At 64.5% G+C, this 14,921-nt stretch carries 13 protein-coding genes; 6 read left to right on the plus strand and 7 right to left on the minus strand.

Features of this window, described 5'->3' with window-relative positions; genetic code table 11:
• Window positions 1–30: 30 nt before the first annotated feature.
• A complete protein-coding gene (locus tag ACFQ00_RS13060) occupies window positions 31–1,656 on the minus strand; it encodes an N-acyl-D-amino-acid deacylase family protein (RefSeq protein ID WP_381491524.1) in 1,626 nt (541 codons plus the stop codon).
• 108 nt (window positions 1,657–1,764) lie between these two features.
• On the opposite strand from ACFQ00_RS13060, the gene ACFQ00_RS13065 reads away from it, so the two are divergent.
• From ACFQ00_RS13065 to ACFQ00_RS13080, 4 genes are all read left to right on the plus strand, one after another.
• Entirely contained in the window at window positions 1,765–2,430 is a 666-nt protein-coding gene (locus tag ACFQ00_RS13065) for a helix-turn-helix domain-containing protein (RefSeq protein WP_381491997.1), read from the plus strand.
• Between the two features lie 236 nt (window positions 2,431–2,666).
• Complete coding sequence (locus tag ACFQ00_RS13070; protein ID WP_381491527.1) at window positions 2,667–4,967, plus strand: TonB-dependent receptor; 2,301 nt, start codon at window positions 2,667–2,669, stop codon at window positions 4,965–4,967.
• A gap of 8 nt (window positions 4,968–4,975) precedes the next feature.
• Complete coding sequence (locus ACFQ00_RS13075; protein WP_381491530.1) at window positions 4,976–6,010, plus strand: DUF1611 domain-containing protein; 1,035 nt, start codon at window positions 4,976–4,978, stop codon at window positions 6,008–6,010.
• A gap of 25 nt (window positions 6,011–6,035) precedes the next feature.
• Window positions 6,036–7,187: a serine hydrolase domain-containing protein gene (locus tag ACFQ00_RS13080; protein WP_381491533.1), complete on the plus strand. Its 1,152-nt coding sequence runs from the start codon at window positions 6,036–6,038 to the stop codon at window positions 7,185–7,187.
• Between the two features lie 67 nt (window positions 7,188–7,254).
• Here the strand turns inward: ACFQ00_RS13080 and ACFQ00_RS13085 are convergent, their stop codons facing one another.
• The 6 genes from ACFQ00_RS13085 to ACFQ00_RS13110 all read right to left on the minus strand — a co-directional run bounded on the left by ACFQ00_RS13085 (window position 7,255) and on the right by ACFQ00_RS13110 (window position 12,011).
• Window positions 7,255–7,917, minus strand: a complete 663-nt coding sequence (locus ACFQ00_RS13085) for a lipoyl protein ligase domain-containing protein (protein ID WP_381491535.1) — start codon at window positions 7,915–7,917, stop codon at window positions 7,255–7,257.
• A 5-nt stretch (window positions 7,918–7,922) separates the two neighbouring features.
• A complete protein-coding gene (locus ACFQ00_RS13090; protein ID WP_381491538.1) occupies window positions 7,923–8,153 on the minus strand; it encodes a biotin/lipoyl-containing protein in 231 nt (76 codons plus the stop codon).
• Between the two features lie 4 nt (window positions 8,154–8,157).
• Entirely contained in the window at window positions 8,158–9,195 is a 1,038-nt protein-coding gene (locus ACFQ00_RS13095) for an alpha-ketoacid dehydrogenase subunit beta (RefSeq protein WP_381491541.1), read from the minus strand.
• Window positions 9,182–10,162 carry a thiamine pyrophosphate-dependent dehydrogenase E1 component subunit alpha gene (locus ACFQ00_RS13100; protein ID WP_381491544.1) on the minus strand — a complete coding sequence of 327 codons (981 nt, stop codon included), beginning with the start codon at window positions 10,160–10,162 and terminating at the stop codon, window positions 9,182–9,184. The genes ACFQ00_RS13095 and ACFQ00_RS13100 overlap by 14 nt, the downstream gene beginning before the upstream one ends.
• A complete protein-coding gene (locus tag ACFQ00_RS13105) occupies window positions 10,159–10,941 on the minus strand; it encodes an SDR family NAD(P)-dependent oxidoreductase (RefSeq protein ID WP_381491547.1) in 783 nt (260 codons plus the stop codon). Before ACFQ00_RS13105 ends, ACFQ00_RS13100 begins: the two co-directional genes overlap by 4 nt.
• 77 nt (window positions 10,942–11,018) lie before the next feature.
• Window positions 11,019–12,011 carry a helix-turn-helix domain-containing protein gene (locus ACFQ00_RS13110; RefSeq protein WP_374595368.1) on the minus strand — a complete coding sequence of 331 codons (993 nt, stop codon included), beginning with the start codon at window positions 12,009–12,011 and terminating at the stop codon, window positions 11,019–11,021.
• A 281-nt stretch (window positions 12,012–12,292) separates the two neighbouring features.
• Here ACFQ00_RS13110 and ACFQ00_RS13115 point away from each other — a divergent pair, with 281 nt between their 5' ends.
• Window positions 12,293–14,497 (plus strand): TonB-dependent receptor, encoded by a 2,205-nt coding sequence (locus ACFQ00_RS13115; RefSeq protein ID WP_381491550.1) that lies wholly within the window; start codon window positions 12,293–12,295, stop codon window positions 14,495–14,497.
• A gap of 26 nt (window positions 14,498–14,523) precedes the next feature.
• On the plus strand, window positions 14,524–14,919 hold the full coding sequence (locus tag ACFQ00_RS13120; protein WP_381491553.1) for a 2,4'-dihydroxyacetophenone dioxygenase family protein: 396 nt from the start codon (window positions 14,524–14,526) through the stop codon (window positions 14,917–14,919).
• Window positions 14,920–14,921 lie beyond the last annotated feature (2 nt).

A 14,921-nucleotide genomic window follows, 5' to 3' on the forward strand; every position in this document is an offset into this window, starting at 1 on the left:
AGCTGCGGACTGGGGGCTGTTTCCGCAGCCCTATTTCTTGGACGGCACCGACCCGCGCGCAACGAAGCGGCCCGGGGTCGCACCCGTGACCTTGCCGCCTTCCAGCACCGTTTCGCCGTTGACGACGACGGCGACCATGCCTTCGGCGCGGAGCGCCGGCCGCGCGTAGGTTGAACGGTCGGTGACCTTCGCCGGGTCGAAGACGGCGATATCGGCGACGAGACCGGGCTTCAGCAGGCCGCGATCCGTGAGGTTCAAATGCCTGGCGGGCAGGCTCGACATCTTCCGCACCGCCTCGGCAAGGGGGAACAGCTTCAAATCCCGGCTGTAGCGGCCGAGGACGCGGGCGAAGCTGCCCGTCGCGCGCGGATGATAGCCCATGGGGTCGATTTCGGCGCCCTCGGGCGCGCTGTAGCCGCCGTCGCTCGCGATCATCACCCACGGCTGCACCATGAGCTTCCGCACGTCGGCCTCATCGATCGTCCCGAGCGTGATGAGCAGCGCGTCGGAGTGATCCTGGACGAGTCGGGCGACGAGATCGAACGGCTCCATCCCCCATGCCTTCGCCAGCAGCTCGATGTTCTGATCGACGAGTTCGGGCGCCCCCGGCGCATCGACGATGCGCATGTTGCCGTAGCCGACGGCCTTGACCCACGAGAAGCCGCCGGCTTCGCCGTGCTCGGTCAGTTCACGGACGGCGGCGCGCGTTGTCGGGTCCTTCAGCGCCGCGCGGACATCCGCCGCGGAGGGCATCTCCTTGCCGCCCGGCAGCACGAAGATGCCGGCAAGCGGCCCGGTGGCGGCTCCGTCGTAGGGATACTGGTCGGCAACCACCTCCTGCCCCGCTGCGCGCGCCTCTTCGACCGCGGCGATCACGTCGCCGATGCGGCCCTTGTTGATCAGGCCCGTCGCCTTCAGATGCCCGAGCTTTGCCGGAATTCCGGCACGCTTTCCGATCTCGATGGCTTCCTTCTCGGATTTCAGCATCTGCAGGGAAGGGTTGCGCGTGTGCGAATCGTAGGTGCCGCCGAACGGCTTCACGGCTTCCGCCAGCGCGACGACTTCATTCGTGTCGCTGAACATGCCGCCGTTGTACATCAGGCCGGTCGACAGGCCGACGCAGCCCATTTCCATGCCCTCGCGGACCAGCGCCGCCATGGCGGCGGTCTCTTCGGCATTCGCCGGGCGCTGGACGCCGGGCATGAGCTGGTCACGGATGCCGTTGTGTCCGACGTAGCAGGCGTAGTTGACGCCCGAGCCGCGCGCCTTCAACTGCGTCGTGCGCTGCCTGATGTTTTCCGGCGAATAATAACCGTCCGGCCCCATCACGATCGTCGTCACGCCCTGGAGGAGGTCCTGCTCGTCGATCATCGGTCCGGTGCGCTCTTCGAAGCCGAAATCGACATGGCTGTGCGCATCGATGAAGCCGGGGGTCACGGCAAGGCCGCGCGCTTCGATCACCTTTGCCGCGTTGCCGCGCACGCGCTTGCCCACGGCGGCGATCTTTCCGCCGCTGACGGCCACGTCGCCCACATAGCCCGGCTTGCCTGACCCATCGTAAATCGTGCCGCCGCGAATGATGAGGTCATAGCTCTGTGCGGTGGCGGGGGTGGACAGCGCCACCATTCCCAGAAGCAGAAGTGCGGCTTTCGACATGGTTTCCCTTCCCCGGATCGAATTTCCAATGCTTTCCGATATGGAAACATTGCGTCCTTGGCAAGCAGTTGCGATAAGTCCCTCCCAGTAGTCGAAACGGTGAGTAAGATGATCGAGCAGGGTGGCCTGGGCCAGAAAATCAAGGCATTGCGGACGGCCCGCGGTATTCCCCTCAGCGTGATGAGCGAGCGCACGGGCTATTCCGTGTCGGCGCTTTCGAAGATGGAAAACGATCGCCTCGGCCTCACCTACGACAAGCTGACGAAGCTGACGGGCGCGCTCGGTGTCGATATCGGCAGCCTGTTCACCGATACCGCGCAAACGGCGGTTCATGCCGGCGGCCGACGCAGTGTCGCGCGCAAGGGCGAGGGGCGCAACATCCAGACGGGAAGCTACGATTATCTGTATGTCTCCCCGGAACTCAGTCGCAAGCGCATCGTGCCGATCAAGGGCCGTGTCCATGCCGCGACGCTGGAGGAATTCGGCCCGCTGATCCGCCACGAGGGCGAGGAATGGATCTACGTGCTCGACGGCGTGCTCGAAGTGCACAGCGAGTTCTACGAGCCGGAAATCCTCGAGTCCGGCGACAGCATCTACATCGACAGCCGCATGGGCCACGCCTATCTCTCGAAGACGCCGGGTGGCACGGAGATTATCGCCGTGTGTACTGAACAGACCGACAGCCTCTTCTATGGCGATCCGCCTGCCGAAGCCGTGCGCTCGACCGATGCTCCGGCAGCGAAGCCCCGCCGACGCAAACCGAAGACCCGCTGAAGCGATAGACTCGACCGGCATCATCCGGGACCGCCACGGATGCCCTGGCGTTCGCCGACGTGTGCCCATTTTTCTGCGTGTCGTATGGAAAAGTTGTGCGATTAATTTCCAAAATAGAAACATTATTGACACAGAGTAGATGTTTGATAACTTCAGGATGGGACTGGCCCGAATGGGCTTTGGGGCGTGGTGGTTCGCTGGAGGGCGATCCATTCGCAAATGTGGGGGAATGACAGATGTTTCTACGGCAGAATGGATATCTTTCGGCAACGGTTTCCGCGTTGGCTTTGCTGATCAGCGTGCCCGCAATCGCGCAAACCGCGGGCGGGGAGGCTGAAGAGCTGACGGGCAACGAAATCATCGTCACCGCAACCAAGCGCGAACTGCGCCTCGTCGATGTGCCGCTCAGCATCAGCGCGATCAGCGGTGGAGACATGGAACGCCGCAACCTCACGCAGATCGCGGATTTCGCATCGCAGGTTCCCGGCTTTTCGATCCAGGCAACCGGAAACGGCGGTACGCGTCTCGTACTGCGCGGCCAGAACGCGGGCGGCTCGGGCGCATCGGTTGCCACGATGGTGGACGACATCGTTGTTTCGTCGGCCTCGTCGCTGTTCAACGGCTCCTTGCTCACGGCCGATCTTCTGGCGTTCGATCTCGACCGCGTGGAGGTGCTGCGCGGGCCGCAGGGTACGCTCTACGGTGCTACGGCACAGGGCGGTCTCCTGCATTACATCACCAACAAGCCCAAGCTCGGCGTGTTCGAAGCGCGCGGTCAGGCGGGCTTTGATTCCGTGCGGCATGGCGAAACCGGCTGGATCGCGCAGGGTGCTGTAAATGTGCCGCTCGGGGAGATTGCGGCACTGCGCGTCACCGGCACCTATCAGGATGCGGCGGGCTATATCGACAACCCGACCCGCGGGGAAAAAGATGTCAACGGCGGTGAGCAATACAGCCTGCGCGGGCAGCTCCAGATCGAACCGACGGACGCCCTCAGCGTGCGTCTGACGGCGGCTTTGCAGCGCGGTGACTTCGATGGCAGTGGTTCGGTCGAACTCGCCGGGGGATTGAACGCCCAGCCCTCCGCGGCGTCGAAGGTCGCCAACGGCGGCGAACCCATTTTGAACACGTACGCGCCGGAAAGCTCACTCCGCCGCTTTGAATATTATAACGGCGTCATCAATTACGATCTGGGCGGGGTCAGCCTGTTCTCATCGACCAGCTACAGCAAATACAAATCCTTCTACCGCAGCGACATTTCGCATCTCCAGCTGGCGCCCGGCCTGACCGCGGCGGACTTGTTCGGTGGCGTCTACGGCGAGCCGATCGCGGTATGGGGACGCCAGGAGGACAGCTTCACGAAATTCAACGAGGAGATCAGGCTCGCCTCGAACGCGGACGTCGATGTCGGCTTCATGCGGTTCGATTGGCAGGTCGGCGGATTCTACACCAACGAAGATATCACCTTCGACCAATATTACGACGCCGTGCAGCAAGACGACGAATCCGTCATACTGGATTTGCCGCTCCCGCTCGGCGGCAGCACGCTTCCCGCGCGATACAAGGAATATGCGGGTTTCGGTGAAGCAACACTCAAGTTCGGCGACAGCTTCGAAATTTCTGTCGGGGGTCGCTATTCGCACAACCGGCAGCGCTCGCAGGTCACGAGCGACCCGGGTCTGATCGGCAGCGGCGGGCCGGAGCCGATCGTAAATCCCGTAATTCGGACGACCGAGAACAAGTTCACATATTCGATCGCGCCGCGCTTGAAGCTGAACCGCGACATCTCGGTCTACGCACGTCTTGCGACCGGTTACCGCCCCGGCGGTCCGGTGCTGATCGTTCCCGGTGCGCCGGAAGATTTCCCGACGTTCTACAATTCGGACAACACGACCAACTACGAACTGGGCATCAAGGGATCGACTGCCGACCGCGTGTTCAATTTCGATGTCGCGATTTACCGCATCGACTGGACGGACGTACAGCTCATCACGGACTTCGTTTCCGAAACAAATGGTCAGACGTTCTCCGTTCAGGGCAACGGCGGCAGCGCGCGCAGCGAGGGGCTCGAATACACGCTGAGCGTGAACCCGGTGAAGCCGCTCACGTTCGCGGTGACGGGCGGCTACACGCGCGCGCGTCTTACCGAAGATGCGCCTGCCTTCGGCGGTCTGTCGGGTCAGCGCCTGCCCTACGTGCCGGAATTCCAGAATGCGGTTTCGATCGATTACGTTCATGAGCTTGCCGGCGGTTCAACGCTGTCCGGCGGGGTGACGTGGACGTATGTCGGTTCGCGGTACAGTGATTTTTCGACGTCGCCTGCCGTTACGAACCATGCGCGAATTCCGGACTATAACACGCTCGATCTGCGGCTTGCCGCCCGGTTCGGACAAATCTCGGTCGAGGCGTTCGCCCGCAATCTGACCGACTCGCAGGGGCTGACGAACTATTCTAGCGGCGGTGGCGCGGGGCTCATCGGCAGGGGCACGATCATCCAGCCGCGGACGCTCGGTATGCGGCTCGGCTTCAAATACTGACGCCATACGTGACCAATATCGCAAAACCCTATCTGGTGTTTCTGGCGGACGCCGAAAATCCGACGCTCGCCAAGACGGCGCTCGGGGTGCGGGACTGGGCGCGCAAGGATTGCGCCGGCCAGTTGCGGCTGACGCCGTCGACGCTCGATATCGGTCTCCCCGACCTGACGCCTTCGGAAGCGGCCGCGCGCGGTGCGCGGTCGCTTCTGATCGGGGTCGCGCCGGTCGGCGGGCAATTGCCGGCGGCATGGCAAGGCGTTCTGCTCGAAGCGCTTGAGGCGGGGCTGGATATCGTCAGCGGGCTTCACGTGCGGCTGGAAACATTTCCGGCCCTCGCCGAAGCCGCGGCCCGGCTGGGTCGCACGCTGCACAACGTACGTCACAGCAAGATCGCGTTTCCGATTGCGACTGGCCGAAAACGCACCGGCAGGCGCGCGCTGATGGTCGGCACGGATTGCGCGCTTGGGAAGAAATACACCGCGCTGGCCTTGACGCAGGCGATGCGCGCCCAGGGAATCGACGCCACCTTCCGCGCGACCGGACAGACCGGCATCATGATTTCGGGCAGCGGCATTGCGATCGATGCCGTCGTCGCGGATTTCATCGCCGGCGCGGCCGAAACCCTCTCTCCCGACGCCGCGCCCGATCATTGGGACGTGATCGAGGGGCAGGGCGCCCTGTTCCACCCGGCCTATGCGGGCGTAACGCTCGGGCTGCTGCACGGCAGCCAGCCGGATGCGCTGGTGCTGTGCCACGATCCGGTCCGCACCGTGACGAGCTTTTTTCCGGATTATCCGCTGCCCACGATCGAGGCCGCGATCACGGCCTACCTGCCGCACGCGCAGCGCACGAATCCCGCCGCGCGGTTCGTCGGCATCAGCCTCAATACGTCGGCGCTCGATGAAGATGCGGCACGGCGCGCGATCGAAAACGCGGGCGCGCGCACCGGTCTTCCCGCCTTCGATCCGCTGCGCTTCGGTATCGCGGCGGTTGTTGATGAAATGCTTGCTGGGACGCTTGAGGCCGCATTCGCGGCAGTATGACCAAACGCAATTTGAAAGGTAAGATATGACCCTGTCCAGGAGAACGCTTGCAGCCGGTGCAGCGATCAGCGTGCTGTTTTGCGGGAGTGCATTCGCAGCGGACACCAGCGCAGTCGCGGCCGCCATCGACAAGGCGGTGCAGGATGCCATTGCCGCCGGCGAAAGCCCGGGTCTTCAGGTCGCCGTCTACAAGGATGGTGCGCCCGTTCTCGTGAAGAGCTACGGTTCCGCCAATCTCGAGCTGAACGTGCCGGTGAACAACGACAGCATTTTCCGCATCGGGTCGGTCACCAAGCAATTCACGGCCGCGGCGCTTCTGAAGCTCGAGGAGGAAGGCAAGCTCTCGCTCGACGACAAGCTTTCGAAATATTATCCGGATTTCCCGCGCGCCGCTGACGTGACGCTGAAGCAGATGCTGCATCACACCTCCGGCATCCACAGCTACACCGACGATCCGAGTTTCCTTCAGGAAGCCGGGCTGAAGCGCACGACGGACGAATGGGTCGCGCATTTCGCGAAGATGCCCAAGATGCAGGATTTCGAGCCGGGCACGGGCTGGCACTACAGCAACACAGCCTATTTCATCCTCGGTGGCGTGATCGAAAAGGCGGAAGGAAAGCCGCTTGGAACTGCGCTCCAGGATCGTTTCTTCGGCCCGCTCGGGCTGACGCATACGGCGCTTGACGATGAAAGCATAATCTTGCCGGGCCGCGTGGCAGGCTATGACGGGACCGGGCCCAATCAGTTCAAGAATGCGGCGTTCATTTCGATGACCGTGCCGGGCGCGGCGGGCGCCATGCGTTCGTCGGCAAACGACCTTGCGCGCTGGAACGCCGCGCTGTTCGGCGGCAAGATTCTGAAGCCCGCATCGTTCAAGGCGATGATCGCGCCGGGCAAGCTGAACAACGGGCAGAACAGCGGGTCGGCCGTTGCCGATCGGCCTGCCGACATGCCCCCGTTCGAATACGGCTATGCACTGTTCATCGGCGACGTCGACGGGCATCAGCGCATTGGCCACGGCGGCGGCATCTTCGGCTTCAATTCCTCGCTGAACGAATTCCCGAAGGATCGCCTCACCGTTTCCGTGATCGCGAACGGCATCGGCAAGGATGTCGGCGCGGGCAAGATCGCGGACCGGATCGAACGCATCGCGCTCGGGCTGCCGCCCAAGAAGTAATTCCCCCGGCGCGGCAACGCGTGACGGACTGGCGGGCTGGAATGACTTCCGGCCCGCCAATTTCGTTTCAGGGCGCTATCCGGATTTGCGCGGCCAGAGTCGTGTGGCACGCCGGCGCGTAGGCAATATCGAGGCCGAGGGCGCGTTCGAATTCCGTGATCGCAGCAAGGTCTGCGTGCGGGTCGCCGTCGATGCTGATGGCCGCGTGTGCGAGGACACCGAGCCAGCCGCCTCTCTTTCGAACGAGGCAGGCCGTCCCCGCGATTTTTTGCCCACCCGAGACGATGTTGAAACGCCCATCGCAATAGCTGCCCGCGACGCTGCCCGTTTCCGCAGCGACGCCGACAGCGGCGAAACCGGCGATCAGGCGGCGCGTGAAGCGCTCGAAGCGGGACGTGATGTCGATCGCATCGGCTGGCCCAACGTCATGCACGCTGAAATTCAATATACCCGGCCTGTGAACCACCGTCGTGCCGCCGCTTGCGCGAACGAAAACGGGCCAGCCGCGCGCCCCGCTGGCGGCCGCAGCCTCGGCGAAGCTTTCCATGCAGGCGAACCGCCGCGTCGTGACGAGACAGCGGTTGTTCGTCCAGAGCCGCACGCGTTCGGCTGCACGCCCTTCGCCGAGCAGCGCATCGAGCCGCCGCTCATCCTCCACGATCGCTGCCTCGCCGCGCCCGCGCGCAATGGGTGTATTGGGCGCAAGCGCATGGGCAAGGGCGTCGAGCAAGGGGTTCAGCCGATGCGGCCGACGATCTCTCCCGCTGTAACGGGGGTTTCGGCGGCAATATCGATATGGAGGATGCCGGAGGCCGGCGCGGTTAGCTCGAAGCTCGACTTCTCCACCATGATCTCGGCGATGACGGACCCTTCGGAAACGGCATCGCCATCGGCATAAAGCCATGCCGAAATGGCGGCCTCGTCGCCCTCGTTCCAAAGGCCGGCGGGAACGGTGATATCGGTCATCGGATCAGGGCTCCAGAATGGTGAGTGCCGCGACCGCGACCTTGTCGGCATCGGGCAGCACGAAATGTTCCATCACCGGCGTGAACGGCACGGGGATATCGGGATGCGCGATGCGGCGCGGGGCGGCGCGAAGCGGAATTCCGGCCTCGCAGACGCTGGCGATGATCTCCGCGCCGACGCCGTAGCTCATATAGTCGTCATCCACCGCGAGCAGCCGCCCGGTCTTCCGCACGGAGGCCCGTACGGTTTCGCGGTCGAGCGGCGCGATGCTGCGCAGATCGATGACCTCTGCCGAATGGCCCTGCTTTTCGAGCCGTGCGGCCGCGTCGAGCGCGTGATGCACGCTGAGCCCGAGCCCGACGAGCGTGATGTCTGCGCCCTCGCGCACGATGGCCGCCTTGCCGAGCGGCACGACATAATCGCCCTCGGGCGCATCGGTGATCGAACGCTGTACGGTGCCGAGCCAGCCCATGCCCTGCAGCGCCTTGTGATACATGAAGATCACTGGGTTCGGATCGCGGATCGCGGCGAGCATCAGCCCCTTCGCGTCGTGCGCGTTCGAAGGGATGACGACCTTCAGGCCGGGCAGGTGTCCGAAGGTGGCGTAGAGCGTCTGGCTGTGCTGCCCGGCGTCACCATAGCCGCCGCCGACACTCGTCATCAGCACCATCGGGCACGTCACCTGTCCGCCTGAAAAATAGCTCTGTTTCGCCGCGAGATTGTAGATCGCGTCCATGCACACGCCGAAGAAATCGACGAACATCAATTCGACGATCGGCCGCATTCCGGAAGCTGCGAGGCCGACGGCAGCGCCGATGAACGCGGTTTCCGAAATCGGCGTATCGCGCACGCGCTCCGCGCCGAACTTGTCGAGGAGGCCGGTCGTTGTGCCGAACACGCCGCCGAGCTTGCCGATATCCTCGCCCATCACGAGAACGGTGGGGTCGCGCTCCATCTCCTGGCCGATCGCTTCGGAAATGGCGCGCGCGATGGTGAGGCGCCGCGCGGGGCGCGGGGCCGTGATGGTTTCAAGCGAAGACATGGTCGAACGCTTCCTCCGGCTGGGGATAGGCGGCGGCACGCGCGGCGGCGAACGCAGCATCGACAACAGCGCGCGCATCGGTCTCTGCCGTGTCGAGATCGGCGGCATCGAAGCCGTCGGCGAGCAGGCGGTCGCGATAGGCGGGGATCGGGTCGGCGGCCTTCAGGCGCTCGACCTCGCCCGCCGGGCGATAGGCTTCGGCGTCGCCCATGAAGTGGCCTTCGAGGCGGCAGGTCTCGATCTCGATCAGCGACGGACCCTCGCCGCGCCGGGCGCGGGCGATCGCCTCTCCGGCGAGCGCGTAGATCGCATCGGGATCGTTTCCGGGAATGAAGTGCCCGGGCATCGCATAGGCGGCGGCGCGGTCCGCATTGCGCGCGACCGCCGTGCAATCGCGTTTCGCCACGGAGATGCCATAGGCATTGTCTTCGATCACGAAGATGGCGGGCACCTTCCAGACCGAAGCGAGATTGAGCGCTTCGTGGAACGCGCCCTGGTTGGCGGCGCCTTCGCCGAGGAAGGCGACCGCGACGTGATCCTCGCCGCGCAGCTTGCTCGCGAGCGCGGCGCCGACCGCGGGGCCGAGCCCCTGCGCGATAATGCCAGAGCAGGCGAAATTCACGCGCGCGTCGAACAGGTGCATGTGCCCGCCCCGTCCCCCGGAAAGGCCCGTCGCCTTGCCGAAAATCTCCGCCGCCATCGCATCGAGGTTCACGCCCTTGGCGATGGCGACATGGTGCGGGCGATGCGTCGCCGTCACCGTGTCGCCGGGGCGCAGGTGCGCGCAGACGCCCACAGCGCACGGCTCCTGCCCGTCCGACAGGTGCATCTCGCCGGGAAGCGGTCCCTTCGCCATGTTGAACACCGGCGTCTTGCCTTCGAAATAGGCGGGTTTGATGAGCGCTTCGAAATGGCGGCTCTTCACCATCGCCCCGTACATCCAGAGCCGGTCGCTGCGGTTGCTCATCGCGCCACCCAGCCGCCGTCGATGACGAGCTCGATACCGGTGACGAAGCGGGCTTCGTCGCTGGCGAGATAGACCGCGCCCATCGCGATATCCTCCGGCAGCCCCACGGCGTTCAGCGGGCAGAGCGCGGCGACCGCCGCCCACGGATCGTCCGCCGGGATCGATCCTTCGCGCACCCAGCCTTCCACGGCCATTTCCAGCATCGGCGTACGGATGCAGCCGGGGTGGACCGAATTGCAGCGGATCGGCAGCCGGTGCGCGGCCCATTCGATCGCGAGGCTTTTCGTCATGTGCCGGACGGCGCCTTTGGACGTATTGTAGGCGAGCTGGTCAGGGTAGCCGACGAGACCGGCGATCGAGGACACGTTGATGACGCTCGCCGGATGGCCCGCGCTGCCGCCCTTCGCGAGTAGCGCCTGAAAGGTGCGGCAGCCGAGGAAGAGCCCGTCGACGTTCACCGCCATCAGCCCGCGCCAGTCGGCAAGGCTGTGCTCGGTCATCGGCTTCACGAGTTCGACGCCCGCGTTGTTCACGAGGATGGAAAGCTTGCCGTGCGCGGCATCGATGTGCGCGGCCGCCTTCGCCCAGTCGGCCTCGCTCGTCACGTCGAGCGCGAGCGGCTCCGCGCCGATTTCGGCGGCGAGCGCCTCGACGCCCGCGACATTGCGATCGGCGGCGATCACCGCTGCGCCTTCGCGTGCCATCGCCCGCGCGATCCCTGCGCCGATTCCCTGCGCCGCGCCCGTCACCAGCGCGATCTTGCCTTGCAACCTGCCCATAAGCCTCCCCTCCGCACGTCTTTTGTGAAAAAGACCTACGGGAGCGGGGCTGTCGTGGCTTGCGCCAGAACGGCGGCTTACTTGGACAGGAGGGAACTCCGTTCGTCGTCAGCCGCGCGCGCCGCGGTTTGTCGGTAGTCGCGCGGGGAGAGGCCGAAGGCGTCGCGGAATGCATGGCTGAAGTGTGAGGCGTCGGCGAAGCCGTGCCGCATCGCGATCTGCGTGATGCTGTAGCCCGCCAAGGTGCGGCTCGCGAGGTCGCTGCGCGCCGCCATCAGCCGCCGCTCGCGAATCCATGTGCCGACCGTCACGCCGAATTCCTCGAACAGGCGGTGGAGATAGCGCGGGCTGAAGCGGAATGCCGCCGCGATCGTCGCGGCCGAAAGCGCCGGGTCGCCGAGATGCGCGAGGATATGTTCCTGCACGCGGCCAAGCAGCGCGCGGCGGAAGGCGCTGCCCGCGATGCGGTCCGGCTCCGGGCGAAAGGCGGCGGCAAGCAGCTCGACCGTGGCGCGCAGCACGGCGGTGCGGTCCTGCGGGTCCACGGTCTCGACCGTTTTGTGGATCTGGCGCAGGTGCGAGAGCAGGATGGAGCCGAGCCCGGCGCTGCCGTCCACGGAAAGCCCGCACATGTCCTCGATGCCCGGCACGATCGTCGTCGCCATGCGGTGTGGGATCAGGATCGAAAGCTGGTGCAGCTCGCGCGTGTTTTCAAACATCGCGGGGCGGGTGCTGTCCCACACCGAAATGATGTCGCGGCGCACCACCGATTCGTTGCGGCCCTGCTGCAGCAGGCATTCGCCTTCCTCGAAATAGAGAAGGCAGAAATAATCGTCCTCGCCGCGTTTCACGTCGTCGACGGTACGAAAGCCCGCGATGGGGTCGCAGACGACCTGCGTGAACACGAAGTCATTGATTGCGCGGCGGCGGACCTTGGCGCCGTAGCGCTCCTTGTCCGCGCCCGCGAGGCTCCAGTGGAAATGCGTGCGGTCCAGCACCTCCTGAAAGCCGGGCAGCTGCCGTGGCGGCGGCAGCGACGCAGAACTCCACCGCTCTTCGCTCAGAAGCATATGTCCAACCCTCCCCAACCCAGCAGGCTATGCCTGTCCGGGGCCGGATGCAATCGGCATGGCGTGCGGGTTCGCGCTCACCCAAGAGTTGTGTCGTCCCTGTGCAAGTCGCTTGCTTGCTTTTCCGGAAACCGCGGCTTTCAGGCGCGCGGCGCGGTTCGCAGCCAGCCAAATTTTGCGGCGCTCAGGTGCATGATCGAAGCGCCGTGCGCCGCCTAAAAGGAGAGTATGAACATGGCGCTCCCATGCAGGGCGCCCGCATAACCTTGAGGGGGAGTTTTATGAAAAGCCGTTTCCGTTCGTCGCTGTATGCCGCCGCTGCCGTCTCCGCGCTCGCGGCGAGCGCTCCGGCGCTGGGGCAGGAGACTGCGACCGGCATCGAAGAGATCGTCGTCACCGCGCAGAAGCGCGCGCAGAACCTTCAGGACGTTCCGGTTTCGGTCACGGCGTTCAGCGACACAGCGATCCGCGAGGCGGGCTTCACAAACAGCCTTTCGATCGGCGACCAGGTGCCCAACCTCGAAATCAAGACGTTTGGCGGCGTGCCCAACATCTTCATTCGCGGTGTCGGCAACAACGATTTCAACGCCTCCTCGATCGGCCCGATCAGCATCTATCGCGACGACGTGGTGGTGGCTTCCACGGGCAGCCAGATCTTCTCGCTGTTCGATCTCGAACGCATCGAGGTGGTGCGCGGTCCGCAGGGGACGCTGTTCGGCAAGAACACCACGGGCGGCGCGATCCAGTTCTTCTCGAAGCTGCCGGGCGACGAATTCGAAGGCAATGCCCGCTTCGGCTACGGCCGTTTCGATCTGTTCGAGGCCGAAGCGGCAGCAAGCCTCCCGCTCGGCGAAGGCCTCTCGCTCCGTGTCGCGGGCGTCGTCCGCCGCCGCGACGGAGAGAAGACGAACCTCTACACGGGCGAGGACACGATCAACGTCGATGAAGCCGCCGCGCGCGCCATCCTGCGCTGGCACCCGAGCGCCGACACCGACGTGCGCCTCTCCATCGGCGGCGGCCGCGACCGCAGCGATTACCTCGAAAACAAGCCCGTCGGCACGATCGATGGCGCAGATCTCTTCGGCTACACCGATCCCTATCCGGACAACGCCAACCTGTTGAATTTCAACGGACCTTCGCGCAACCACAGCGACAACCTGTTCATCAATCTCAACATCACGCACAGTATCGGTGATCTCACTTTCAAATCGATCACCGGCTACGACAAGAGCGACGTCGACAACCGCGTAGACGTCGACGGCGGCCCCTTCCGCATCGACGAGATCACCTTCCTGACCGATGCCGAGCAGATCACCCAGGAATTCCAGCTCGCCTACGACAGCGGCCCCCTCAACGCGATCGGCGGGCTCTTTTACTTCCAGGAAAATCTGGATGCGGACAGCAACGCCGACCTGCTCGGCGAACTCAGCTTCGCCGACGGCGCGCTGCCGCTGATCACGCGCGCGACGCGCAAGAACAAGGCCTACGCGATCTTCGGCCAGGCGACTTATGCGGTTGCGCCCGCGTTTCGGGTGACGCTCGGTGGGCGCTACACGATCGACAAGGTGCGGGCGACGCACCGCGCCGATCTCGTGCCCGGCTTCTTCGACGCAGACATCCCGGACGGTGCGGCCGTGCCGCTCGTGCCGTTCGCGCGGATGAAGGATACGTTCAAATCCTTCTCTTGGCGCGTTTCTGCCGATTACAACGTCACTGACGATGTGCTCGCCTACGCGAGCATCGATAAGGGGTTCAAGGCGGGTGGGTTCAACATCGGCATCATCACCAGCGTCGCGGAGCGTACGCAGGTGGATCCGGAATATCTGACGTCCTACGAAATCGGCATCAAGAGCACGCTGTTCGACCGCCGCCTGCGGCTCAACGTTTCGGCGTTCTATTACGACTACACCGACCTGCAGGTTCTTTCGGTGAACCGGCAGGCGGGGAGCACGGTGCCGACGCTCGGCCTCGACAACGCGGCGGACGCCGAGATCAAGGGCATCGAGCTCGAAGCGACGGCGCTTCCGACCGACTGGCTCGATCTCGGCCTCAACCTCGGCATCCTCGACGCGAAGTACAAGAACTACCTGTCGGGTGCGATCGACCCCGAGACGGGCGAGCCGCGCGACTTTTCGGGCAATCGCCTCCCTGGTGCACCGAAGTTCACGCTTTCGACCTTCGCGCAGGTGACGATCCCGGTGGGCGATTTCGAGACGCGCTGGCGTGCCGAATACAACTACACGGGCAAGAAATATTACAACAACGCGCAGAGCGATCTCATCAGCTCGGGCGAGGGCTACGGCCTGCTCAACCTCCGCGCCGCACTCGCCGATCCGGCGAAGGGGTGGGAGCTTGCGGCCTGGGCCAAGAACGTGACCGGCAAGGCCTATATCGTCGACGCCACCGACACGAGCGGCTTCGGCTTCGTGCCGCGCTACTACGGCGAACGCGCCACCTATGGTGTTGAACTGTCGCTGCGCTTCTGACCACCGGGAAAGGGTAATTCACCACCATGATCGACGAACGCCTGACGACCCCCGCCGAGATGACGTGGGCGCCCATGAAGGAGGGAATCGAGGTCTGCCTGCTCTATTCGAGCGCAGAAACCGGCCGCTGGACCGTGCTGTTCCGTGCCCAGCCGGGCAGCTTCTTCGGGCCGCACCGGCACCTCGGCGCGGGCGAATATTACGTGATCAAGGGGCGCATGAGCTACCGGATGGGCGAAGCGGCGGCCGGGACATACGGCTACGAACCGCTCGACGTGGTGCACGACTACACCAACTTTCCGGAGTATACGGAACTGCTCTTCACCAACTTTGGTCCAATTGCATTTCTGGACGATAAGGGTGATGTGGCGTCGATTCTCGATCACAAACTGCTCGAGGACATGACCGCAACAGCCGTTTGAGA

The sequence above is a fragment of the Sphingosinicella xenopeptidilytica genome, from assembly GCF_042676985.1.
GTDB lineage: Bacteria > Pseudomonadota > Alphaproteobacteria > Sphingomonadales > Sphingomonadaceae > Sphingosinicella > Sphingosinicella xenopeptidilytica.

What these genes read in the sequence shown, in the direction of transcription:
- ACFQ00_RS13065 (WP_381491997.1), top strand. Translation starts at nt 1,765, where the DNA reads ATGATCGAGCAGGGTGGCCTGGGCCAGAAAATCAAGGCATTGCGGACG.
- ACFQ00_RS13100 (WP_381491544.1), bottom strand. Translation starts at nt 10,162, where the DNA reads ATGAGCAACCGCAGCGACCGGCTCTGGATGTACGGGGCGATGGTGAAG.
- ACFQ00_RS13115 (WP_381491550.1), top strand. Translation starts at nt 12,293, where the DNA reads ATGAAAAGCCGTTTCCGTTCGTCGCTGTATGCCGCCGCTGCCGTCTCC.
- ACFQ00_RS13110 (WP_374595368.1), bottom strand. Translation starts at nt 12,011, where the DNA reads ATGCTTCTGAGCGAAGAGCGGTGGAGTTCTGCGTCGCTGCCGCCGCCA.
- ACFQ00_RS13095 (WP_381491541.1), bottom strand. Translation starts at nt 9,195, where the DNA reads ATGTCTTCGCTTGAAACCATCACGGCCCCGCGCCCCGCGCGGCGCCTC.
- ACFQ00_RS13070 (WP_381491527.1), top strand. Translation starts at nt 2,667, where the DNA reads ATGTTTCTACGGCAGAATGGATATCTTTCGGCAACGGTTTCCGCGTTG.
- ACFQ00_RS13105 (WP_381491547.1), bottom strand. Translation starts at nt 10,941, where the DNA reads ATGGGCAGGTTGCAAGGCAAGATCGCGCTGGTGACGGGCGCGGCGCAG.
- ACFQ00_RS13060 (WP_381491524.1), bottom strand. Translation starts at nt 1,656, where the DNA reads ATGTCGAAAGCCGCACTTCTGCTTCTGGGAATGGTGGCGCTGTCCACC.
- ACFQ00_RS13080 (WP_381491533.1), top strand. Translation starts at nt 6,036, where the DNA reads ATGACCCTGTCCAGGAGAACGCTTGCAGCCGGTGCAGCGATCAGCGTG.
- ACFQ00_RS13090 (WP_381491538.1), bottom strand. Translation starts at nt 8,153, where the DNA reads ATGACCGATATCACCGTTCCCGCCGGCCTTTGGAACGAGGGCGACGAG.
- ACFQ00_RS13120 (WP_381491553.1), top strand. Translation starts at nt 14,524, where the DNA reads ATGATCGACGAACGCCTGACGACCCCCGCCGAGATGACGTGGGCGCCC.